Here is a 23,812-nt window from a genome sequence, read left to right as displayed (position 1 = left end):
TAGTTAATAACTTTGTGTTAGTACAATTTTTAGGCTTATGTCCATTTATGGGTGTATCGGGGAAACTTGATACGGCAATTGGCATGTCTTTAGCTACCACCTTTGTACTCACACTTGCTTCAGTAACTAGTTACTTGGTGAACCAGTATATTTTAATCCCTTTGGATATAGAATTTTTACGCACCATGAGCTTTATACTAGTGATTGCTGTTGTGGTGCAATTTACCGAAATGGTGGTGCGTAAAACCAGCCCTACCCTTTATCGTTTACTCGGCATTTTTTTACCACTTATTACTACCAACTGTGCCGTACTAGGTGTTGCTTTGCTTAATATAAAAGAAGATCACTCTTTTTTACAATCAGCTGTATACGGTTTTGGCGCTGCCGTTGGATTTTCGTTGGTGCTAGTATTATTTGCAGCACTTCGTGAACGCCTCGCCGCTGCTGATGTACCAACACCTTTTAAAGGTGCCTCAATTGCTATGATAACCGCCGGTTTGATGTCAATGGCGTTTATGGGTTTTACCGGATTAGTGAAATTTTAATATGACCTTGTTTTATGCCTTAATTGCGCTTGGCTCACTCGCGCTGGTTTTTGGGTTAATTTTAGGCTTTGCTGCAATACGCTTTCGCGTAGAAAGTAACCCCATTGTAGAGCAAATTGATACCATTTTACCACAAACACAATGTGGCCAGTGTGGGTACCCGGGATGTCGCCCCTATGCTGAAGCCATCGCTAACGGCGATGAAATTAATAAGTGCCCGCCTGGCGGTGAAGCTACAATGAAAAAGCTCGCTGACCTAATGGGCGTTGATGAAAAGCCACTGGCCGGCGGAGAGCAAGCCGAACCAATTAAAACCGTTGCATACATACGTGAAGATGAATGTATTGGCTGCACAAAATGTATCCAAGCATGCCCTGTAGACGCCATTGTCGGTGCTACTCGCCAAATGCATACCGTTTTAATCGACGAATGCACTGGTTGCGATTTATGTGTTGAGCCCTGCCCTGTAGATTGTATTGATATGCTGCCGGTTGCTGAAACAAAACAAAACTGGAAATGGCAGTTAGATGCTATTCCTGTTACCCAAATAGATTAGAGGTTTGAGTGGATAAGTTACTTGAACAAATACAAAAAGGCACCGTTTGGCAATTTCCTGGCGGCGTGCATCCACCACAGCAAAAATCACTTTCTAACGGTGCAGATATTGCTCGCCTTCCTCTGCCTGACAAACTTGTGGTTGCGCTAAAGCAACACATTGGCGCCAACGGTAAATTACTTGTAGAAAAAGGCCAACGTGTACTTAAAGGCCAAGCATTAACAGAACCCGTTGCTAACTGGTCTGTACCAGTACATGCTCCTAGCTCGGGTGTTATTACAGAAATAGCACCTAAACCTTCAGCTCACCCGTCTGCACTACCTGAGTTGAGTATCGTTATTGAGCCTGATGGTAAAGACGAATGGTGCACACTTAAACCTGTAAACGAGCCAAAATCACTTACTCACCAAGAACTTGTTGATATCATCCATCAAGCGGGTATTAGTGGTATGGGGGGCGCAGGTTTTCCTACTTATATAAAAGCCGATACTAAACAATCTATCGACTTCTTTATTGTTAACGCTGTTGAATGTGAACCATACATAACCGCCGACGACACGCTCATGCGAGAGCACGCTGCAGAAATTATCCAAGGGGTTGAATTAATGCAACAACTGTTAAATCCAACAGTTTGCATTGTGGGTATAGAAGACAATAAGCCAGAAGCTATTGCAGCAATGACTAAAGCGGCTGAACATAACAATAAAATTATTGTTCAAACCGTGCCAACAGTTTACCCCTCAGGTGGCGAAAAACAACTTATAAAATTGCTAACTAACCGTGAAGTACCCAGTATGGGGATACCTGCTGATATTGGTGTACTTATGCATAACACGGGTACACTTTATGCTGTGCAGCAAGCTGTTTACGAAGGCAAGCCACTTATAGAACGAGTGGTGACCGTAACGGGTAACACCATACACAAACCGGGTAATGTATGGGCTTTATTAGGCACAGAAATAAAACACTTGCTCGATTGCCAAGGCTTTTCACCAGTCCCACAGCAACGCGTTGTAATGGGCGGCCCAATGATGGGCTTTACATTACCCACCGTGCGTATTGGTGTCATTAAAACGACAAACTGTATTTTAGCGCCCGACCACAAAGAACTTGCAGAGCCAGGCCCTGAAAAAGCCTGTATACGTTGTAGTGCCTGCGCAGACGCCTGCCCAGCTTCGTTATTACCCCAACAACTACAGTGGTTTGCAAAGTCTAAAGAGTACGACAAACTCCAAGAGCATAACTTGTTTGATTGTATTGAATGTGGAGCCTGTGCATATGTTTGCCCGAGTGAGATCCCGCTTGTTCAATACTACCGCGTAGCCAAAGTTGAAATAAAAGAACAACAAGCTGAAAAAATAAAAGCTGATAGAGCAAAAGAGCGTTTCGATGCACGTAAAGAACGCTTAGACCGTGAGCAAGAAGAGCGTAAAAACCGCCATAAGCGTAAGCCACCAGCTAAGTCTGATGATGAAAAGCAAAAAGTAGCCGATGCACTTGCTCGAGTTAAAAATAAATCGAGCGATGGCAATGAAAAGTCAGCAGTCGCTGCGGCCATAGCTCGCGCTAAAGCAAAAAAACGTGAAGGTCAAAACTCAGAGATTGAGCCAGATAATAGTGAAGTAGCTAAAGAGCGAGCACTGCGTAAAGAGCAAGCTCGCAAATACAAAGAACAAAAAGAGCATTCTGAAGATACTGCGCCCCTTGATGACAAAAAGTCTGCAGTCGCCGCCGCGATTGCACGCGCTAAAGCTAAAAAAGCGGCACAATCACAAGATGGACAAGCTAATACCAATGATACTGAAACAGCCATGCCTGTTGATGACAAAAAGGCGGCCGTAGCCGCTGCGATTGCCCGTGCTAAAGCTAAAAAGGCTGTAAAAGCCACCGAGACGCAAAACGAATCTGAAAAGCACCCAGGTGCGGACGCACCCGTTGATGACAAAAAAGCGGCTGTAGCCTCTGCCATTGCCCGTGCTAAAGCTAAAAAAGCTGCAAAAACTACCGAGATTCAAAACGAATCTGAAAAGCATGCAAATACTGACACACCGGTTGATGACAAAAAAGCGGCTGTAGCCGCTGCCATTGCTCGTGCTAAAGCTAAAAAGGCTGCAAAANGTAGCCGCTGCGATTGCCCGTGCTAAAGCTAAAAAGGCTGTAAAAGCCACCGAGACGCAAAACGAATCTGAAAAGCACCCAGGTGCGGACGCACCGGTTGATGACAAAAAAGAGGCAGTAGCCGCCGCCATTGCCCGTGCTAAAGCTAAAAAGGCTGCAAAAGCCGCAGAGACGCAAAACGAACCTGAAAAGCATGCAAATACTGACACACCGGTTGATGACAAAAAAGCGGCTGTAGCCGCTGCCATTGCTCGTGCTAAAGCTAAAAAGGCTGCAAAAGCCGCTGAAACGCACAACGAAACAGAAGAGCAACCAGCACAAACAAGTGAAGATAAGAAAAAAGCCGCTATTGCCGCCGCCGTTGCTCGTGCCAAAGCAAAAAAGTTACAAAAAGAAGGAAATGATCAGTCATGAAATTAACCATGGCCAGTTCGCCGCATAATCATAGCCATAAATCGGTTACTCGGTTAATGCTAACCGTTATTGCTGCGTGTATTCCTGGACTTGTTGCCCAAATACTTTTTTTTGGTAGCGGCGTACTTATTCAGCTTGTACTCGCTTTAGTGGCAGTCACTGTTTTTGAAGCTGCAGTAATGCTGATACGTAAGCGAGCAGTATGGCCAGCACTCAGTGATGGTAGTGCATGGTTAACCGCCGTTTTATTAGCCCTAAGCATACCGCCATTAGCACCTTGGTGGATTGTAATTATTGGTTGTTTATTTTCCATTGTTATTGTTAAGCAACTTTATGGTGGTCTTGGGTTTAACTTATTTAACCCAGCAATGGCAGCTTATGTTTTACTCCTCGTGTCGTTTCCTGTGCAAATGACAGCGTGGTTACCTGTAACAGATCTAGCCAATAATCCCATAGGCTTTACAGAACAACTACGTCTTATATTCACGGACTTTACCTCTATTGGTTACAGTTTAGACCAAGTACGTGCTGGTATAGATGGCACTACAATGGCAACGCCCCTAGACATGATTAAAACAGATGTAGCTCATGGTTTAACAGTGAGCGAAAGCATGCAAAAGCCTATTTTTAACGAATGGGCAGGCCAAGGTTGGATGTGGGTTAACCTTGGCTTTTTAGCTGGCGGCTTGTATTTACTAAAAGAAAAAGTAATTAACTGGCATATTCCTGTCAGTTTTATTGGCAGCTTAGCTTTATGCAGTGCAATTGGTTACATAGCAGCGCCTGGCACAGAGCCGGGTACGGTATTTCACTTATTAAGTGGCGCAACTATGATGGGTGCCTTTTTTATTGCAACAGACCCCGTGTCGGCCTCAACCACAAATAAAGGTCGCTTGATTTACGGCGCACTAATTGGGTTATTTGTTTATTTAATTCGTACATTTGGCGGTTTCCCTGATGCGGTTGCCTTTGCAGTACTTCTGCTAAATATTGCCGTACCCCTTATTGACTATTACACACAGCCACGTACTTATGGCCATGGAGCGGTAAAATGATTGTTTCATCTATGGCAAAAAATGGCGCTATTTTAACCGCCTTTGCCCTGGTAACTACCGGGCTAGTGGCAACTATTGATGCATTAACAGCTGATAAAATTGCAGAGCAAGAGCAACTATATCTCACATCACAATTGCACGAAGTACTTGATCCAACTACCTACGACAATGACTTATCCAAAGACTGTATCGTTATTACGGATGAGCGGCTAGGGCCATACAATACGCAAGTTATTTACCGAGCACGAAAAAATAACCAACCCGTCGCCCTCGTTGTTAGGCATGTAACACCAAACGGATATAGCGGTGATATAAAGCTGTTAACCGCCATATTACGCGATGGAACCATAGCAGGTGTGCGTACGACTAAACACGAAGAAACACCGGGATTAGGCGATAAAATAGAAGTTAAAAAGTCATCATGGATCACCACATTTAAAGGCTTAACGGTGCACAGTGAAGACGATAACCGCTGGGCTGTAAAAAAAGACGGCGGCCAATTTGATCAATTCACTGGAGCAACTATTACACCTCGTGCAGTTGTAAATTCAGTTAAAAACGCCGTATTATTTGCGCAAAATGAGTTTGATACTATTTTTACAACCCCAAGTAGTCGGTGTGAAGAGGTAACGCAATGAGTGAATTAAAAACACTGTATAAAGATGGAATGTGGGTAAACAACCCTGCGCTTGTACAACTTTTAGGGCTTTGCCCGTTGCTTGCTGTAACGTCAACGGTTACCAACGCACTAGGCTTGGGGCTTGCAACACTTCTGGTATTAATTGGATCTAATGTTAGCGTATCAATTGTAAGAAACTGGGTACCAAAAGATATTCGTATCCCTGTTTTTGTCATGATCATTGCAGGCTTTGTAACCATCGTTCAGTTACTGATGAACGCCTACACATTTGGGCTTTATCAATCGCTGGGCATATTTATTCCACTAATTGTAACTAACTGCGCAATTATAGGCCGCGCCGAAGCGTACGCCTCAAAAAATCCAATTCATTTATCTGCCTTTGACGGATTAATGATGGGACTTGGATTTATGCTTGTACTCGTTGTACTGGGTGCGATGCGAGAACTTATAGGCCAAGGTACGTTATTCGACAGCGCCGATTTATTACTTGGCCCTTGGGCACAAAGCTTACGCATTGAAGTGTTTAACTTTGACAATCAGTTTTTGCTTGCTATTTTACCACCTGGCGCATTTTTGGGGCTTGGGTTACTCATAGCCGCTAAAAATATGATTGATGCACAAATAAAATCAAAACAAACTGCACCACCAGAAGCCGAAAAAGGCCCTCGTGCACGTGTTACCAGCTTAACTTAAGGGGAAACGTACTACTTTCAATAGTAAGTACGTTTAAGTTATATGAATAAAGAAAAACGCTATCAAATACTTACACGCTTACGCGATAACAACCCAAACCCAGAAACAGAACTTGAATACTCAAGTCCGTTTGAGTTGCTTGTTGCTGTTACACTTTCAGCACAAGCTACCGATGTGGGTGTTAACAAAGCCACCCGAAAACTATTCCCTGTAGCAAATACACCACAAGCCATTTTAGATATTGGCCACGATAAACTCCGTGATTACATAAAAACAATTGGTTTATTTAATTCAAAAGCCGCTAACGTATATAAGATGTGCCAAATATTAGTAGATCAACATAATAGTGAAGTACCAGAGAACAGGGAAGCCTTAGAAGCACTGCCCGGCGTGGGCCGTAAAACAGCTAATGTTGTACTGAATACCGCCTTTGGCTGGCCGACCATAGCGGTGGACACACACATCGACCGCGTTTCAAATCGCACTAAGTTTGCCATGGGTAAAAATGTGGTTGAGGTCGAGAAAAAACTCGAAAAAGTGGTACCGAAAGAGTTTAAAGTTGATGTGCACCACTGGTTGATTCTTCATGGCCGCTACGTGTGTACCGCCCGTAAACCTAAATGTGGTAGTTGTATTATCGAAGACTTGTGTGAGTTTAAAGATAAAACTGACTAGCCTAGAGCAAATAATATTAATCAATAAAAACAAATAACCAGAATAAAATTTTGCACTCATCACAGCCATTGAAATTTTGCTATTGAACCTTCTATGATACACGCTTACAGTCAGTGGTAATCGTTATGGCCTTCAGTTTAACTTTTGCTACCTTACTACTTATTTAATCGATTAAAAACAAATCATTCACGCTATAACGACTTTGTTTCGACCAGAGTTTTTAGCTTCATATAGAGCAACATCAGCTCTTTTAATTACTGATTCATAGTCTTTATCGCCAGGCGATATTTCCCCGCCCCCAATACTCATTGTTACCCTTATTTTCTGAGTGCCATGCTGGACAATACTCTTTTCAACAGCTAATCGAACTCTTTGAGCAACAATAAACGCGTCTGACTTCTCAGTATTGGGAAGTAAGGCAATAAATTCTTCGCCACCGTAACGTGCTAAAAAATCAATGTCTCTTAAAGACTCTTTTAAAGTGCAGGCTAAGCTTTTTAATAATGCATCACCACCATCATGACCGTATCTGTCATTCACCTTTTTAAAAAAATCTATGTCGAGCATAAGGATACAAAAAGAAACCTTATCTCTCTGAAACATATCAAAAGTTCTCTTCATTACCTCATTGAAGTACCTTCTATTGTTAATCCCTGTTAATTCATCATTAATAGCAAGTTCATTTAATTTTTTAGTGAATAATACTTTTTCGGTAGTATTAATTGCTATCCATAAAACAGCCCTCAGACTTATACTGCTTTAGTGGGAATATTCTCCCTTGATAAAACTGATTGCTACAAAATTCAGGTGAAAGATATTTCTTTTCTACTTCATAATCTATACAGATTAGGGATTCATCTTCAATCGCCTTATTTATCGTATGTAAACATTTGTCAGCAACCTCTAATGGAAGTGTATCGTGTAAGTATTGGCTTTCTCTAACATTGGGGAAGCAATTAACTTTATGTGAACTACCGCCAAGTACACTAAGAATTAAACCGTTTTGGTTGATGACAAAGATCGGATCAGGCAATGCATCGAAAAAGATGGTTAATACTTCTTTAAAATAGTCAGAAGTAAAATCTTCAGTGTACTGAGTATCTTTCATTCGACCTCTCCAAATTGTGTACGATTAATTAAATCTCTTTCATATGCTCGGTTGTTAATTGAGCTGCATGGCGCGCTGATGTCATTTATGCTGTATTTAATAATATGACAATAACAATGCCAGTCAAGATCATCACCGCAAATGCTGTTCTAGTTTACATAAACTTTAAAACCTTCTTAATTGACCTAAAACCTTCTTTGCTTTGTAGCAGAAATAATGATCGACGTAAGTAATTAACTTCTCCATTTAGCTAACTATTTGACCAAAGAAAGTAGTAATCAAACCTAAACGTTGGGTGGATTAATATTACAGAAGAGCTTCACCGTAGTACCTGCTTAATTCAAAGTTGATGTCCACCACTGGTTGATTCTGCACGGCCCCTACGTGTGTACCGCCCGTAAACCTAAGTGTGGTAGTTGTATTATTGAAGACTTGTGTGAGTTTAAAGATAAAACAGAGTAAAAGATAAGTTTACGCATAGTGATCAACTTTTTACTTTAAAACAGTTGTAGGACATTCGCTTGCGTGAACTTTTATTGAGAATGAAACATTAAACATGGACGTGCATAAAATACAATTAATGCACATTTACAAAGTATTAATTTCACAAGTGCCAATGCATTGGTTATGCTACTGAGTATTATAAGCTTTTATTACGAAAAACCCTTATGTTGCCTTTACTGCGTATATTATTAATTGAGCAAGACCAAGCCACTTTAAAAGAGTTGTCTACAAACCTTTCTAAAGCGATACCAAATTTTGAGCGCGATGATATCCATATCGATATTCTTGAGCGTTTTACGCTTGAAGATGCGATAACAAGTGTTGAAGAAGATGGTGATATTCAAGCTGTTGTACTTAGTTGGGATTTACAAAATAAGGTTGGGGAGCGAACGTATAGTCGCTTTATTGAGCAGTTAAAGGCTATTCGATTAGAACTTCCAGTTTATGTAATTGGCGATGATACTAAAGGACTTGAAATAGTTAACGAGTCAGAAGAAATTGAATCGTTTTTCTTTAAAGACGAGGTTATTTCTGACCCCGAAGCTATTTTAGGCTATATGATCAATGACTTTGACGACCGTTCAGAAACCCCGTTTTGGACTGCGTATCGCCGTTATGTTGGCGAGTCGAACGATTCATGGCACACACCGGGCCATAGCGGTGGCTCTAGCTTTAGAAACTCGCCTTATATTAAAGACTTCTATCAATTTTATGGCCGCAATGTGTTTGTTGGCGATTTATCGGTATCTGTCGATTCCTTAGGCTCTTTATCTGATAGCACCAATACTATTGGTCGTGCTCAAGAATCTGCGGCGGCAACGTTTGAGGTAAAGCATACCTACTTTGTAACTAACGGGTCTTCTACTTCAAATAAAATTATTTTACAAACCCTGCTACGCAAAGGCGATAAGGTCATCATTGACCGTAATTGTCATAAATCTGTTCATTATGGCATTTTGCAATCAGCCAGTTTACCCATTTATTTATCGAGTATATTAAACCCTAAATATGGTATTTTTGCGCCACCTTCGTTAGCCGATATAAAACAAACAATAGAGCAAAATACCGATGCAAAACTACTGGTGCTTACCGGTTGTACTTACGATGGTTTATTAAGCGATTTAAAACAAGTTGTGGATTTTGCCCATCAACACGGTATTAAAGTATTTATTGACGAAGCCTGGTTTGCTTACTCTTTGTTTCACCCGAGCCTGCGTTACTACTCAGCCATTCATGCTGGAGCCGATTATGTCACTCATTCAGCACATAAAGTGGTATCGGCGTTTTCACAGGCCTCTTATATTCATGTGAATGATCCAGACTTCGATGCAGACTTTTTTAGAGAAATTTACAGTATTTACGCCAGTACATCGCCCAAGTATCAGCTTATTGCCTCGCTTGACGTATGCCAAAAACAATTGGAAATGGAAGGCTATAAATTACTTAATGCTTTGTTAAACCATGTCGACGAATTTAAACAACAAATGGCATCGTTGAAATACATTAAAGTGCTAGGTAAAGACGATTTTATGGAAATATTTCCACACTTTAGTGAAGATAATATGGGTCACGATCCACTAAAAATCCTTATCGATATTAGTGAATTACCCTACTCATTAAAAGACATTCATAAGTTTTTATTAGATGAAATTGGCCTAGAAATAGAAAAATACACTCACAGTACAATTTTGGTATTATTAACGCTTGGTGGTACTCGTTCAAAGATCATTCGTTTATACAATGCATTAAAAAAACTTGATAGTGGGAGAGTAAAACTAGCCAAATCAACAAGGCGCTCTCGCTTGCCAGAAAGTTTACCAGCCATCGATTTAGCGTGTATTCCAGGCGATGCTTTTTATGGCGAACGCGAGTCGGTGCCTATTGCTAAAAGCAATAATCGTATTTGTGCTGGCTTAGTTACCCCCTATCCTCCTGGTATACCGCTATTAGTTCCGGGGCAACACATCACTGAAGAACATATCGAATACTTAAAAGAGCTTGCCGGGCAAGGGTTAACTATTCAAGGTAGCTTTGATGGTGAAATTTATGTTTTAAAAGGTAAAGTAGAAAAATAACGAGTAGTGTACCCATTCGCTTAATTAAGTGATCTATTTTGAGGTTTGAAAAACGTGTTGATAGGTAGGCAAAAATATCGCTATTTAGTTGCTCTAAATGAGCGTTTTTTAACGCAAGTAGCGACACGTCTAGCCCCAAAGATGATTAAATATTTTGTGGATTGGTATTTTATACAATATTTTTCGAGGAATTAGTCAGCAGTTTTTAAATACTGCTGACGTTATTTTCAATACCAAATACTCTATCTTGGTCAGGCCTTATTTAACATAGCCAACATTAATTAACCGTTTAAATACAAACAACGCCTGAGTGTGCCATATAACTCGTTGATATCGATTGGTTTAGGAACATGAGCGATAAAACCTTGCTGGTAGTAATGTTTTACGTCTTTATCCATTACATTGGCTGTTAACGCAATAATGGGTATGTGTGGCAGTATTGCTTTTATTCGTTGATTGNCTTTAATCCCATCCATAACCGGCATATGAATATCCATAAACACCAAATCAAACAACTCTAGTTGAACTGCCTCAAACGCAAGTAAACCATTTTCGACAATTGTGATGTCGGCATTCGTTTTAGCCATCATGGCTTTAATCAGCACTTGGTTAATATTGTTATCTTCAGCAATAAGTATTTTTTTACCCTTTAAATTAGGCGCTTTAAAAGATTTTTTAGGGGCTTTATCTGCTATGTTATTTGCTTTAGGTAGTGGTAATTTAATCGTGACAGTTGTGCCAAGCCCTTGCTTACTTTGGATATCGATTTCGCCGCCCATCATTTTAACTAAACTAACAGTGATAGACATGCCAAGTCCTGTTCCACCATACTTTCTAGTTGTAGATGAGTCTGCTTGAGTAAACCGCTCAAAAATATGATCGGTGACTTCTTTGCTCATCCCTATTCCTGAGTCCACAACCTCTAAAAATATAGCCTCTTTTTCTCCAAATACTTCACTGCTTACGTTTATTATCACACTGCCTTTTTCGGTAAATTTAACTGCATTTGAGGTTAAATTTAATAGTATTTGTTTTACCCTAACTAAATCACCAAGCCAGTATTCATTATAACTTTTGCTTTTGTTTATAATAAAATCAATTCGCTTTTCACTCACTAAAGAGTCTAAATCATAAGTAATAGAATCTAATACTTCAGTTAATGAAAAGCTCACTTTTTCTAATTCTAACTGGTTCGACTCTATTTTAGAGTAATCTAAAATATCGTTAATAATGGTCAAAAGGCTTTGTGCTGAGAAGGATGCATTATTGAGAATTACACTTAATTCGTCAGGTAAATTAATATTTTTTAACAGCTGTAGGCCGCCTAAAATTGCATTCATGGGGGTACGAATTTCATGGCTCATATTGGCCAAAAAGTCATTTTTTGACTGTGCTGCATTTTCAGCAGCTAATTTTGCATCAAATAACACACCTATCGCATCAACTTGTTCAGTCACGTCGTAATTCACACCAACTACTTTAATAGCGGCTCCATGCGAGTCTTTTAATATTTCGGCGCTGGCTTTAATGGTTCTGACGTTACCGTTAGAATGAACAACCCTAAATTCAGGATCATACGTTCCCACCCCGTTGATTGCATTTTCTAACTTCTTTTTTGCACCTTCTAGATCATCTGGGTGCACACAACTCAACCATGCATCATACGCACCCGAAAACTGAGATTCGGTAATACCATACAATTTGTACATCCAGCTATCCCACACAAGCTGACCTGTAATTAGATCCAACTCCCAAACACCAATACCCGCAGAATCATTGGCTAACTGCATTCGCAGTGCTAAAGAGTCTGCTTTTTCTTTTGCCTCTTTAATTTGTTGTTCGCTTTCTTTTTGATGAGTAATATCTTGAACAACCGACCAAATAAATGCTTCCCCCTTACTATCTGTAATTTTTATTCCAGAGAGTAAAACGGGATATACATTTCCATTTTTATGAATGTATTCTTTTTGATAAGGCCCATATTGGCCATATTTAGCAAGCAACTCCAATTGCTCATGCTCTTGTTTTTTGTACTTCTGTGGAGTTAGTCGCCAATAATCCATTTTATTTAGCTCTTCAACGCTATACCCAGTTATATGGCTAAATTCTTCATTAACAAATTCAAAACTACCATCTAATATTGAATTAATCGCGATGCCTACTGGGGCTAAATCCACAAACTTTTCAAACTTTTCCTTTTCACCCAGGTATGCGCGTTCAAAACGTTGTCTTTCTTGTGCCTCTGTACTAACTTGGTTTTTTATCGTTTCTAAGTCTGATATGTCTCGCCCTACAGCCAGAACTAATTGGGCATTACCAATAAAAATAGCGGTTAAAGAAACCAAGCAATTAAACGTTGAGCCATCTAATCGTGAGTGTGTCCACTGAAAACTCTGAGACCCAAGTTGTACAGCGTTTTCTATATAGTTTTTAGCTAAAATATCGGAGCGTTTACCACAGGGCTGTAATTCTGGTGACAAATCAGCGGGGCTAAGGTTTAAATAGTTGTTCATGCTATTAACACCATGCATGTCAATAGCCGATTGATTGCACTCTATAAACTTGCCTGAACTTAAATCAATAATTGAATAGGCATCTGCTGATACGTCAAAAATTTTTTTGTATTTATCTCGTTGCTTGGTTAGCTCAGCAATTGTTTGCTTTAATTTTTTGTTTTCTTGCTCAAAATTATTTTTACCAGCAGGCACTGCTTTTAACCCATTAACAACACGTTTTACTTAGTATAGAAGCGATGAAAAGATATGGCACCTTAATTACAAAAAAATCAATCATCTAAATAGTTTATGTATAAAGACCATTAAAACATTAATGGCTAGCTGCACACATACAACACTTAGTAACTAACTTTCTATCTGCTCAAAGCTATTTAGAATCTCAGCCATATTAACCAAGTGCTCGCCAACTATAAATTGAATACTGGCCTTAACCCACTCCTTAGAAATGTTTTTATAATTTAATTTAGCCAGTAACCACACTGTAACTATAAAAAGTGATAATGACGACAAAGAGTAAAACCAAATCATGTGCTGCTCTAAATACGGATATAAGTCAATGCCAAAAAATAGGTCAAACCCTATAAACACATAGGCAAGATAAAAGGGAACTGACATAAGTAGCAACTTGGTTAGCTGTAATTTATGTGCGCAAACATGGTAAAAATCAGTCTGTAGTTGGCTAATCGGTTTTGAGTAGTCAATGTTTGAAATTAAAACAATTTGGCCAATATTGCCTGCAAGCCCAATAATGGCAAACACAGTGAGAATAAAAGCTGAAATTATTGGCGCTGAAAAAGTAAAGCCTGCTGCAATGTATTTCCACAACATAATAATGATGACTAAAAAAACAACACTTTCAATTATTCGTGCCCATTTCATTTTATTAAGTGCTTTCATCTGTTTATTTATTTTTATTTCAGCAAGCTTTGCTTGATTAATTTCAATAGCACTATGTGTACCCGTGCTTTGTTGTTGCCAAGCGCTTTTAAAGTTATCTACATTCATATTAAGAATCCTGTGTTTCAAATTGAAGTTTTAATGTGTGCTTAATTCGACTAATTCGCGTGGCAACATTGGTTTTACTAATCCCTAAGCTGCTAGCTATACCTTCATAAGGTTCACTTTCTAAATAAAGGAGCATAATTGCCTTATTTAATTTATCGAGTTGGCCAATAAAGTCATATAACTGTTTTACTGCCTCACTGCTCTCATCTTCTTGCGATAAATCAGCAATCTTTACTATGCACTCTTCATTTGCTTTATCTTCTCGCCGACTGTCTTTGCGGTAATAAGATATGGCTACGTTCAGCGCAATTCGGTACATCCACGTTGAAAACTTATAAGCGCTATTGTAATTATCATAAGCTAGCCACATTGTTGTTAATACTTCTTGGGCTAAGTCTTCTCGATCATCTTTGTTTTGACAGTATGAATTCACAATTTTATAAATAATGCCTTTATGTTGCTCCATTGCTTGAGCAAATAGCGTTTTTTTAGTTGAGTTCATTTACTGGTAAATCCATCACTTTTTCTTAATTTCATAATATTGAGGCTTTAAAGTTTATTTATCTAATAGCATAAAGCACCCTAGCCCTATTTACGGGTATGCCTTTGAAATGCTTTAAATACTATTTAAATGTAAACAACAACCCTAAAGTAATATCTGCTTAATTTATTACCTAGTTATTCGCAGCAACTGCGAAATAATCACAAGTTTAAATAAAAAAATTTAATTGAAGTATTAAACGCGTTGTTATCTCTCTATTTTTAGTCGATGGTAAACATTGCTGAAGAGTCTTAATTAAGTGGGTTTAATATTTAAACGGTGGCTTTTAACCTCTCTGATAAGGTTAAATAAACTGAAGTATTTTTTGATAGTAGCTAGCCAAATAGGTATGAGCCGCGCAGTATTTCATCGTAAATTTAAGCAAGCAACTAACATGCCCCCTAAATCAATGAGGCTTAACCATGCCGCCATGAAAATAACACAAGGTACCAACGTCAACGTTGCGGCCATGGAAATGGGTTATGTAAGCAGTTCTCAGTTCAGCAGAGAATTTAAAAGAATGTATGGCTTGTCACCCAAGCAATGAAGTCAGCAAAAAGAAGCACAATAAAGGCAATACTTTATCGCCATAAACTAGCAAAAGAGCAAAAATTTAACTTGTGATAACTTAAGATTATTGGCTTAGTTATACAATATAACTCAGTGCACCTTATGATTCATAAATAATTTTATAACGATCTTTGCCAGACTTTTTAACTTGGTACATTGCGGCATCAGATTTTTTAATTTGATCGTCTATATCAGTGCTATTGCTTGGTGATACCACGTTTAGCCCCATACTTACGGTTACATTTATTGTGTTTTCACCTTCAACTGGCACTTTAAGATTTCTAATTGCATTTATAAGTTTTTCGGCAACGCGTTCAGCATCGTCAACTTCTTTTAAAATAACAGCAAAAGCAAACTCTTCACCACCAAAGCGGCAAAAAACATCATCAATTCTCAGTATGTGCGTTAATATATTTGCTAATTCAACCAGTAAGCGGTCACCCACATTATGGCCATAGGTGTCATTCACTAATTTAAAGTTATCAACATCAAATATTCCAAATGCAACTGGCCCCCCGTGTCGAATACTAGACCTAACCAGTTTATTGACTTGATCTGAAAAAAAGCGACGATTAGGAATACTGGTTAACGGATCAAAAAACGCTATTTTTTCAAGCTGCGATTTAGCTTGTTGTAGTTCAAATGTTCTTTCTTGTACTAAGTTTTCTAGGTTAATTTTTAATTCTTTTAGATCTTTATTTCTTTTTTCTAACTGTTCTGTTTGAAATTTACTTTTTGAAACGTCCCGTTGAATCGCTGCAAAATGAGTAACCTCATCAAACTTATTTTTCAACGGGATAATATTCATTTCAACCCAGTAAGGCCTCCCTCTCACGTCATAATTTAACAGTGTTTCAGTTACTTCTTCGTGACGCTCTAATGCAGAATAAATTCTTTGCTTAGCTTGCGGGTCGGTTAAGTTGCCTTGTAAAATTCGGGGTGTTTCACCAATTATCTCTGACGAACTATAGCCTGTAAGAATTTCAAAAGCCTTATTTACATAAATTATTTTAGGCCCTTCAGGGTGTTTAATATTTTTTGCATCGGTAATAACCACCATGTCTTGCGTATTTTCTACTACATCGTGAAACGAAATTTGCTGCTTAGCATCAGAAATATCACTAAGAGTCACTACTATAAAATTTTTATCATCGTCATGCCCTTCAAAATAAGCATTAGCCATAAACCAGCTTATTTCCTTACTTGACCCGCCAACAACACCTAAAACTTTATTGACCACTTTCTTTCTTGTTGATTTAACAACATTAACGGGATAGTCCTCAACGGCCATGAGGTTGCCTTGCTCGTCGATGAGTGTCCAATGAGGATCGTAAATATCTCTTCCAATTGCTTGCTCGTAGTCTAATTTCAATAACGCTAACCCCGTCGGGTTTATGTAAACAATCGATGTATCCCAGTTATGAATAACCACGCCTACCTGAGCGTATTCAAGTAGGTTTTTAAAATTTAAATCACTAATATCTTTCATAATTTTTTCATAAAAATTAAGTTCATAATAAAAAGATAGGTTAAAACTAAAAAAATAAAAGTAATTAAAAACCATTCGTACTAAATAAATGATGCGTTACTTCGCAAGTTAAACTTTTAATACCCTCCTCAATTAAATAGTTATTTTTAAGACACCTAAACCTGATCAGTAACCAGGCAAATGCTTTGCTATGCGGCTGCCCTCTTCAATACATTTTTTAGCACTGTTAACATCAAATTTAATTGTAAAAAAAAGCAAGCCGTAATGGCTTGCTTTTTACGCCCGTTCAAAGGCTACACACTTTCAACATAAATTTTAAAAACGGTAACTAGCACCAAACGTAATACGACGGTCAGTAAGGCCTTGGAAACATAATAGCGAGCCTTCGTTAACACATGACTGACTAATTTCAGACTCTGTGATATTTACGGCCTCTAAACCAATATTAAGCTGCTCGTTTACATCATAGCTAATACTTGCATTAAGCTGACCACGGTCTTCTTGCACCACTGGAAAGCCCCATGGGAAGCTAGATGTACTACCGAAATCATTAGAACGGTAACCTTCACGCCATGTGTAACGCATACGTGCTGATAAACCAAATTTTTCATAGTACAGAGTAAAGTTATAGGCATTTTCTGATAAGTTAAGTAGCCCTTGTATTTCGCTTACTTCAATACCCGGAGTACCGGTACTTGCAGCAAATACATTGCTTGCTCTTGAAGTGGCCTTATTGACTGTTTCACCGCCAGAGAACTCTTGAATGGTATAGTTAGCCAATACACCAAAGCCCGACGCCCAACCTAAATCTTTTTCAAAGCTAGATAGGTCATACTGGAACGCAAACTCAATCCCTTTTTGGGTTGTTTCGCCAGTGTCGTTTACTTTAGTTTCAGTACCCACACACACACCACGACCATTTTCAGGGCCAAATACGTTAATGTCGGCAATCGGGTTGAAAATACCCCCACCTTCACATGGGTCTGTTAAATCTCTGTATCCTGTTACTGGGTCTTCTACCGGCGAAGTTAGCTGATTAACATGAAGTTCTTTACGTGTTTTATGAAATATACCTACGCTAAATACGCTCGCTTCAGTAAAGTACCAATCAGCTGATAGATCGTAAGATAATACTTCTTCAGGTTTTAACCCGGGGTTGCCAAATTCAACTTCATCATTTGGGCTGGTGCTGTAAGTGATAGAGGTCGATAGGTCGTTATAATCTGGACGACGAATATCTTTACCTGCACCAAAACGAACCACTACATCTTCTGACACATCGGCAACTAAATTTAAACGTGGTAATACAAAGCTATAATCTGATTCATTGGTAATACGCGTTACAAGCTCGTTACCACTGCCATCTTGTGTTACTGAGTTACCTGTCGATTCAACATCGGTTTTAATATAACGTAAACCAAAGTTACCGCGGAACATGTCGTATTCAAAGTTAGCTTGCGCGTAAAAAGCGTGGGTAATTTCTTCTATGTCAAAAAAGCCAGAAGAACTTGACGTTGGTGCATTTAGCGTGCGGCTAGAACCATGAGTTTGTAATGCTTGCTGAAGTGTTGCAAGTACTGCATCTGGGTCGGAAGCCACGAGTTCTGGGTCAATAAGTAAAAAGTCGCCAATATATAACGAGCGGCCATCAGCCTCATTAAAGTTATCCGGGCCAGCTACTAAAAGGTCAGCGAATAAATCACCTCTTGGGCTATCTGCCATTGAACGCAAACCCACACTTGATGTGATCTCATTCTGCTTACTCGCGGATTTGCTGTAGCGATAACCAAAATCAACAGAAGTAACAATTGAATCTGTGTAATATGTTGAATCTATACGGAACGCATCTTCAGAGTTCTCAACGGTATCTTGACCGATGTTTACGTCGCGTAGTACTACATTCGCAGGGTCAAGTAATTGCTCAACCGTAGGCGCATATTCAGCACCTTGTGCAATACCAAAAGTAAGTGCTCCACCTGACAGGTCGTATTCAAAAGGCACACTGTTATCATTACCGCCACCAGCATCTAAAGGGGCATTAGGGTTAATGAAGTTAAGCGTAGTATTAAAGCTTGGTGTTGTAGTATCAGAAGATGACGATGCAACTTCAGCACTTACAAACCATTTGTCACCTTGCCATTCACCGCCTAGTCTAAATATATTACTATCGGTAACGCGAGAATTTGTATCACTCGAAAAACGTAAATTTGGATCGTCGTCGTCATTTGCTAAATTAACTGGGATTACACCGCGTAAAGCCGCTTGAATTGAACCTAAATTAGTGCCACCTAGCGAACCTAAGTTAACTGTTTCAAAAGCATCAGGAACCGAAATGTCATTCAATGCACTGACACCCGAAGCTTGAACACGAGAGCTCTCTTGACGACGTTCTTGATCATTTACAACCGCATCAAAATAAAACTTAGTATTGTCATTTGGTGCCCACTCAAGCGTACCTACAAAGTTTTTAGTTTCGTATTCGTAGTTATCGTAATCTTGCACAAAGAACTGAATAGGCAAAAAGTCGAAAGACTGTGCACTCGCGACCCCACTATCAGCGGTAATTATGTTATCTCTATCTGCACGAGGGCGAAATGCAGTGACATCTTGCTCGGCATAACTGCCACTGACTAAAACACCAAATTTACCAAAGTCACCTTCCCAATTATCTGCAAAGGTACCTGAAAAACGAGGTTGTAAACCGCTATCAGTGCTTAGGCTACTATTCTCGCCTTGCACTCTAATTGTGGCTAACTGTTCACCCAGTTGAAGTGGGCGAATTGTTTTAAGGTTTATTGTTCCACCTACAGAACCTTCAATTGTTTTAGCTTCAGGAGATTTGATGACCTCTAAACTAGATATGATCGACGCTGACACATCTTCAAAGCTAATGCCACTTCGTCCAGAGCCTGAACCGACTGTTGATACACCGTTTATTTCAGTACGGTTTGCATCGGTACCACGAATTTGAACACCGGTACCAACACCTGCTTGACGTGTAATTTGAATACCCGTTACGTTCTCAAGTACTTCAGCTAAGTTTTGGTCAGGTAACTTACCAATATCCTCTGACTGAATAATTTCTACAAGGCTATCTGCTGAACGCTTTTCAGCAAGTGCATTAGTTAAAGACTGACGTATACCAGAAACTTCAATTACCTCCAGATCATCCTTAACCTTTTTAGTCTCTTCTTGCGCATGAACAGAGAGAGACATATTCATAGCTGTTGCAGATATAACCGCCAGTGTGATTTTTGATAAATTATAATTCATAGTTTTTTCCTGTGTGTGTGAAACGCTATGCTACTTGTTACTTTTCATACAAAAAGTGAATTAGTGTATTACAAAAGGTTAACTGAATATTTACACCCAAAACCAAAAAGGTCAACCACCTTGTAAGTCAAAAAATGTAAAATACTTCAAAACAGTTATTACCAAAAATCATATTTCTAAACTTATTAATTACAAAATCATAGTACAAAAATACAACTAACTGTAATTTAAATGGTTTTTAAAACAATAAATAAGCACTATATTACTACACACCAGGTGTTTTTTGGTCACTTGGTCTGTTATATTATTTAGCTATAAACTGTGTTTTTTTGAGTATAAAAGTGAAAAAACCGAAGTGATTGGTTAACCAATTAAAAATCTATTAGACTTTTGGCTAAATAAAAAAGCAATTAAATTAGATAATGACCCTTCTTATAATAACTAGCTCAATTAAGTGATTTGTCTTGAGGTAGGAAAACATGCCTAGAAAGAGTGAAAATATATTAATTGATTATGCTAAATGAGGGTTATTGTGCGCCTAGCATCAAGTGGGGTGACTAAAATGGGTAAAGCACTATTACGCATTGATACTTCTTAACCTAAACGCTGCTTAAGAGGTTTAATAACCAGTTAAATATTGATGATATTTAATTATGTTTTCTAGTTAGCATTTTAACTAAAAAACAAAGCAAATTTGCACGTCAGTAACGAGTCTATGGCAGAAAGGTTCAATGCCGTTGGCGCTAACATAGCCGCTTAAAATAGATTTATTACCCAAAGTTTGGATTATTTATTTTATTGGTATAACTAAACATAAAAAGCCCCAATGGGTAAAAACCAATTGGGGCTTTTTAAGTTATAAACTATTACAGTTTATAACTTAAACCTAAGAATAAGCGTGGGCCGTAGTCGTTTACTTCACCTAAGTTGTCTTCAACGAAGAAATCTTGCGACTTAGGAGCACTAAATAAATTGATTGCTTCTGCTTTAACTCTAAAGTGCTTATTAATTTTGTACGATGCACGCATTTCCCATACACCTACCGAATCAACATAACGTAAGCGTGTACCATTGCTTGTATAAGGTTGGAAATACTCACTACGGTATTTGTAAATAACCGCAGTATCAAAGCCACCTATTTGGTAATAAAGTTGGCTACTAAATACATGTTTAGAAAACCCTGGGACAGAGCCTGGCTCAACAATACCCTCTTGCAGCTGCGTCGTATTGCCATCAACGTCTGTTACAAATGTATCACCGTATAAGCTGTCTTCAAATTCAAAATCAGTGTCAGCATAGTTATAACCAAACTTAACACCAATGCCACTATCCCAACGGTATGAAAAGGAAGTTTCTAGACCTAAGATCTCACTTTCTTCGTCGTTTGTTACTGAATTTGTAATAGGCAATGAAACGGTTTCACCCCCAACAACAAAATCTTCAATAACTGTGCGCTGTTGGAAGCCGCCTTGGAACTGCTTATAGTAAAGGCTTAATGCAAAAATTGAATCTTCATTAGGATACCACTCAAATGCTGCATCGTAGTTCCACGACATTAGAGGCTGTGTATCTGGGTTACCAGAACCGTTAACACCCACTAACAAGTCACTAATTGTAGTGGCTGTATCAGATGTGTCTTCTTGAAAAGAGCGGCTATAACCCAAATCAGATGGATCTGCACGCGACATACCACGGTAAATACCCGCACGTAATAAAATATCTTCGCTGTAATCAACCACTAAGTTAAAACTAGGTAAAAACTTGGTGTAATCACCGCCACCCTTTATTTTATCTAGTGTGCCAGTGTCTGATTCAACCAGAGAAAGAACCCCTGTATCACTGGTAACAACATCAAAACTATTTCTAAAACCAATTGATGTTACTTCAGTATCTACAATACGCAAACCAAAGTTACCACGAATAAACTTACCAAACATTTCTGTATCGTAGTTAGCCATTAAGTAAGCAGCGGTTGTTTTTTCAGTTACATCAATGGTTCCTGCGTTTTGGTATTCAACCTCAGGGTATTCAAATACGCCACCCTCATTAGACGCGACAACTGCACGAGAAAAACATTCGTTATCGTAAGTCGCCCATGAAGAGCCCGTACCTGAATCTACAACATTACCGTCGCTATCTACATGCGTGATGATATTTCCATCTGACACGCTAGACAAAAAGCCTGATTCAGGAAAATCAATTTGACAACCTTGAAGTACATCGAGTGCCTCAGCGCCTGAACCTAAAGTAAACTGGTTACGAGAGCCGTTACCGTTAGTACCACCAAATTGTGTAAAGCTAAGCTCTGAGGTACGAACGCCACCTTGAATTGTGGTGAACATACCGCTATCAACTAAATAGTCAAAATCTAAACGAGCAGACACTACCTTATTATCACGAACATTTTCGCGGTCTATGCGTGTTCTTAAGCTGTCAGTAAAGTTAGATATATCTGTTACGTCAAAATCAGTAAGCGTAAAATGTGGGATGTTTTCGCCCATATCCCACGAAAAATAATTACGGCCAGCGGTTCTGCCTCGGTTAGAAATTTGCAGTTCTTCACGCGACGTTTTTGAATACGCTAAATCTAAATCAATGGTCAGTCTATCATTGACCGTATGTTCGATATTTAAACCGTAACCACGGTAATTTTCTTCACGAGAAAATTGCTCACCAGCTGACTCAATACGCTCTTCACCTTCCCAATGTAAAATACCCCCTACATCGTTAGTGACAAGTGATGGTCCTGTAACGCCTGGCGTTGCACGCTTTTGTAAAAAAATTAAATCATGGCGTGCTTCTCGTTGCGTTCTATCAGAAATTTGGCTATCAAAATTAATATCCCATTCTGCAGACGGTTGATACTGAAATGCAAAAAATACCGCATCACGCTCGTCAGACGTTTCGTTTTGACGAAAGCTTCGACTGCTGCCAGTCCATGCGTATGGAGTACCATCACTAACCGCTTTTCCTGTATCTGGATCGATCTCAGTGTCATAACCTTGGTTATTACTGCCGTTTACTTGATCCTCACAATCCCCAGCGCTACTTCTGTAAAAGCCTTCATTGGTATTAGTAGGATCGTTTAAACACGCCCAAAGTGACGAACCAGATGGGCTAGAACTACGATACTCTGCTTCTGGCTGTGAAATATCTTGGCGCTGTACACCAAAAGAAAAACCAACTGCTTGGCCATTGTCGAATTCAAACTGGTCAACATAACTAAATGTTCCGCGGTAACCTAAGTCACTTTGTAATGAGTTATCTACATTACTTTCATCCGGGTTATAGTTTAGTTTAACTTCACCTTGCAAGCGCTGCTTGCCAAAATCTAGTGGGGTTACAGTTTCAAGTGCAATAACACCTGCAACCCCCCCTTCAATCATTGAAGCATCTTGGGTTTTATAAATAGCTACTTTTTTTACAAGCTCAGATGGAAATTGTGAAAAGTTAACTGAGCGGTCACCACTACCATTCGTTGCTTCTCGGCCATTTATGTGTGTTGCACTTAAAAATGGGCCAAGGCCACGAATGGTAATTTCTGTTGCCCCGCCATTTTCACGATGCGATGCTGCGCCTGTAATAGACTCTAATGCTTCACCTATCGATAAAGCGGGTAAATCACCAATATCTTCAGATGAAAGACCGTCAACAACGGTTGTGGCTTCGCGCTTTATGGCTATTTGATCTTGAATTGTTCTTCGTGTGCCTGTAACACTAATGATTTCTACATCAGGCTCGACCTCAGTCGCTTTTGCTTGTTCTTGTTGTGCGTGCGCTGAAAATACACATGAGCTTGCTACACTCGCAATTGCGGCTGTTCGTACCCATTTAGCTACAGGACTCAGTGCGAATTGGCCTGAGCGTACTTTATTATTCTTTGAAGACTTCAACGACATTTTTATGCTCCGTTGTTTATTGTTGTGTGAGTGTTGTGTGTTGACTTGTTATTCATCTGTATATGTTATGTGACAACTGCTGTTAATATACTCAAGTACATACAGATGATCAACCAATTTCACACAAACAACATGA

Annotated in this window: 15 protein-coding genes and 5 pseudogenes; 11 read left to right on the top strand and 9 right to left on the bottom strand. The window is 39.1% G+C overall.

Translation table 11 applies throughout. The features are described 5' to 3' along the window. From rsxA to nth, 8 genes and pseudogenes are all read left to right on the top strand, one after another. Positions 1 to 545: electron transport complex subunit RsxA (gene rsxA, locus ATS71_RS06750; RefSeq protein WP_235591428.1), on the top strand; the 545-nt coding region annotated here is incomplete at its 5' end. A 1-nt stretch (position 546) separates the two neighbouring features. Next, positions 547 to 1,101, top strand: coding sequence for an electron transport complex subunit RsxB (rsxB, locus tag ATS71_RS06745; protein ID WP_058404133.1), 555 nt, complete (start codon positions 547 to 549; stop codon positions 1,099 to 1,101). An 8-nt stretch (positions 1,102 to 1,109) separates the two neighbouring features. Further along, a pseudogene (rsxC, locus tag ATS71_RS06740) lies at positions 1,110 to 3,218 on the top strand (electron transport complex subunit RsxC); the annotation flags it as partial. 1 nt (position 3,219) lies between these two features. Beyond that, positions 3,220 to 3,633, top strand: a pseudogene (locus ATS71_RS18680) (electron transport complex subunit RsxC); the annotation flags it as partial. Then, the gene (gene rsxD / locus ATS71_RS06735; protein ID WP_058404132.1) at positions 3,630 to 4,688 is read left to right on the top strand and encodes an electron transport complex subunit RsxD; all 1,059 of its coding nucleotides are present in this window, start codon (positions 3,630 to 3,632) and stop codon (positions 4,686 to 4,688) included. The pseudogene ATS71_RS18680 and the gene rsxD, both read left to right, overlap by 4 nt. After that, on the top strand, positions 4,685 to 5,326 hold the full coding sequence (rsxG, locus tag ATS71_RS06730) for an electron transport complex subunit RsxG (protein WP_058404131.1): 642 nt from the start codon (positions 4,685 to 4,687) through the stop codon (positions 5,324 to 5,326). The genes rsxD and rsxG overlap by 4 nt, the downstream gene beginning before the upstream one ends. Then, the gene (locus ATS71_RS06725) at positions 5,323 to 6,021 is read left to right on the top strand and encodes an electron transport complex subunit E (RefSeq protein ID WP_058404130.1); all 699 of its coding nucleotides are present in this window, start codon (positions 5,323 to 5,325) and stop codon (positions 6,019 to 6,021) included. Before rsxG ends, ATS71_RS06725 begins: the two co-directional genes overlap by 4 nt. A 42-nt stretch (positions 6,022 to 6,063) precedes the next feature. Continuing rightward, a complete protein-coding gene (gene nth / locus ATS71_RS06720; protein WP_058404129.1) occupies positions 6,064 to 6,696 on the top strand; it encodes an endonuclease III in 633 nt (210 codons plus the stop codon). A 186-nt stretch (positions 6,697 to 6,882) separates the two neighbouring features. Here nth and ATS71_RS06715 read toward each other — a convergent pair whose 3' ends face one another. Further along, on the bottom strand, positions 6,883 to 7,419 hold the full coding sequence (locus ATS71_RS06715) for a GGDEF domain-containing protein (protein ID WP_268801449.1): 537 nt from the start codon (positions 7,417 to 7,419) through the stop codon (positions 6,883 to 6,885). Continuing rightward, a complete protein-coding gene (locus tag ATS71_RS06710; protein ID WP_058404127.1) occupies positions 7,415 to 7,804 on the bottom strand; it encodes a hypothetical protein in 390 nt (129 codons plus the stop codon). Before ATS71_RS06710 ends, ATS71_RS06715 begins: the two co-directional genes overlap by 5 nt. Positions 7,805 to 8,143: 339 nt before the next feature. On the opposite strand from ATS71_RS06710, the pseudogene ATS71_RS18420 reads away from it, so the two are divergent. Together ATS71_RS18420 and ATS71_RS06705 are read left to right on the top strand one after the other, a co-directional pair. Next, positions 8,144 to 8,266, top strand: a pseudogene (locus ATS71_RS18420) (endonuclease III); the annotation flags it as partial. Positions 8,267 to 8,472: 206 nt separating this feature from the next. Beyond that, complete coding sequence (locus ATS71_RS06705) at positions 8,473 to 10,383, top strand: aminotransferase class V-fold PLP-dependent enzyme (protein WP_058404126.1); 1,911 nt, start codon at positions 8,473 to 8,475, stop codon at positions 10,381 to 10,383. A gap of 281 nt (positions 10,384 to 10,664) precedes the next feature. Here ATS71_RS06705 and ATS71_RS18880 read toward each other — a convergent pair. The 4 genes and pseudogenes from ATS71_RS18880 to ATS71_RS06690 all read right to left on the bottom strand — a co-directional run. Then, positions 10,665 to 10,842: pseudogene (locus ATS71_RS18880) on the bottom strand (response regulator); the annotation flags it as partial. Position 10,843: 1 nt separating this feature from the next. Continuing rightward, positions 10,844 to 13,091, bottom strand: a 2,248-nt coding sequence (locus ATS71_RS06700) for a PAS domain-containing hybrid sensor histidine kinase/response regulator (RefSeq protein ID WP_235591427.1), incomplete at its 3' end; no start/stop codon positions are given. A gap of 153 nt (positions 13,092 to 13,244) precedes the next feature. Next, positions 13,245 to 13,904 (bottom strand): hypothetical protein, encoded by a 660-nt coding sequence (locus ATS71_RS06695; RefSeq protein ID WP_058404124.1) that lies wholly within the window; start codon positions 13,902 to 13,904, stop codon positions 13,245 to 13,247. Between the two features lies 1 nt (position 13,905). Next, positions 13,906 to 14,406: an RNA polymerase sigma factor gene (locus ATS71_RS06690; RefSeq protein ID WP_058404123.1), complete on the bottom strand. Its 501-nt coding sequence runs from the start codon at positions 14,404 to 14,406 to the stop codon at positions 13,906 to 13,908. A 370-nt stretch (positions 14,407 to 14,776) separates the two neighbouring features. On the opposite strand from ATS71_RS06690, the pseudogene ATS71_RS19325 reads away from it, so the two are divergent. Beyond that, positions 14,777 to 14,992 (top strand): annotated as a pseudogene (locus ATS71_RS19325) (helix-turn-helix transcriptional regulator); the annotation flags it as partial. A 123-nt stretch (positions 14,993 to 15,115) separates the two neighbouring features. Here the strand turns inward: ATS71_RS19325 and ATS71_RS06680 are convergent. The 3 genes from ATS71_RS06680 to ATS71_RS06670 form a co-directional block, all read right to left on the bottom strand. Beyond that, entirely contained in the window at positions 15,116 to 16,504 is a 1,389-nt protein-coding gene (locus ATS71_RS06680) for a sensor domain-containing diguanylate cyclase (protein ID WP_058404163.1), read from the bottom strand. Positions 16,505 to 16,819: 315 nt separating this feature from the next. Then, a complete protein-coding gene (locus ATS71_RS06675; RefSeq protein WP_058404121.1) occupies positions 16,820 to 19,777 on the bottom strand; it encodes a TonB-dependent receptor in 2,958 nt (985 codons plus the stop codon). Positions 19,778 to 20,643: 866 nt separating this feature from the next. Then, entirely contained in the window at positions 20,644 to 23,676 is a 3,033-nt protein-coding gene (locus ATS71_RS06670; RefSeq protein ID WP_058404120.1) for a TonB-dependent receptor, read from the bottom strand. Between the last annotated feature and the right edge of the window lie 136 nt (positions 23,677 to 23,812).

Source organism: Pseudoalteromonas sp. H71 (assembly GCF_001468485.1).
In the GTDB taxonomy this organism is placed as follows: domain Bacteria; phylum Pseudomonadota; class Gammaproteobacteria; order Enterobacterales; family Alteromonadaceae; genus Pseudoalteromonas.
The sequence above is the reverse complement of the archived record's forward strand: the minus strand, read 5'-3'. Positions and strand labels throughout refer to the sequence as shown.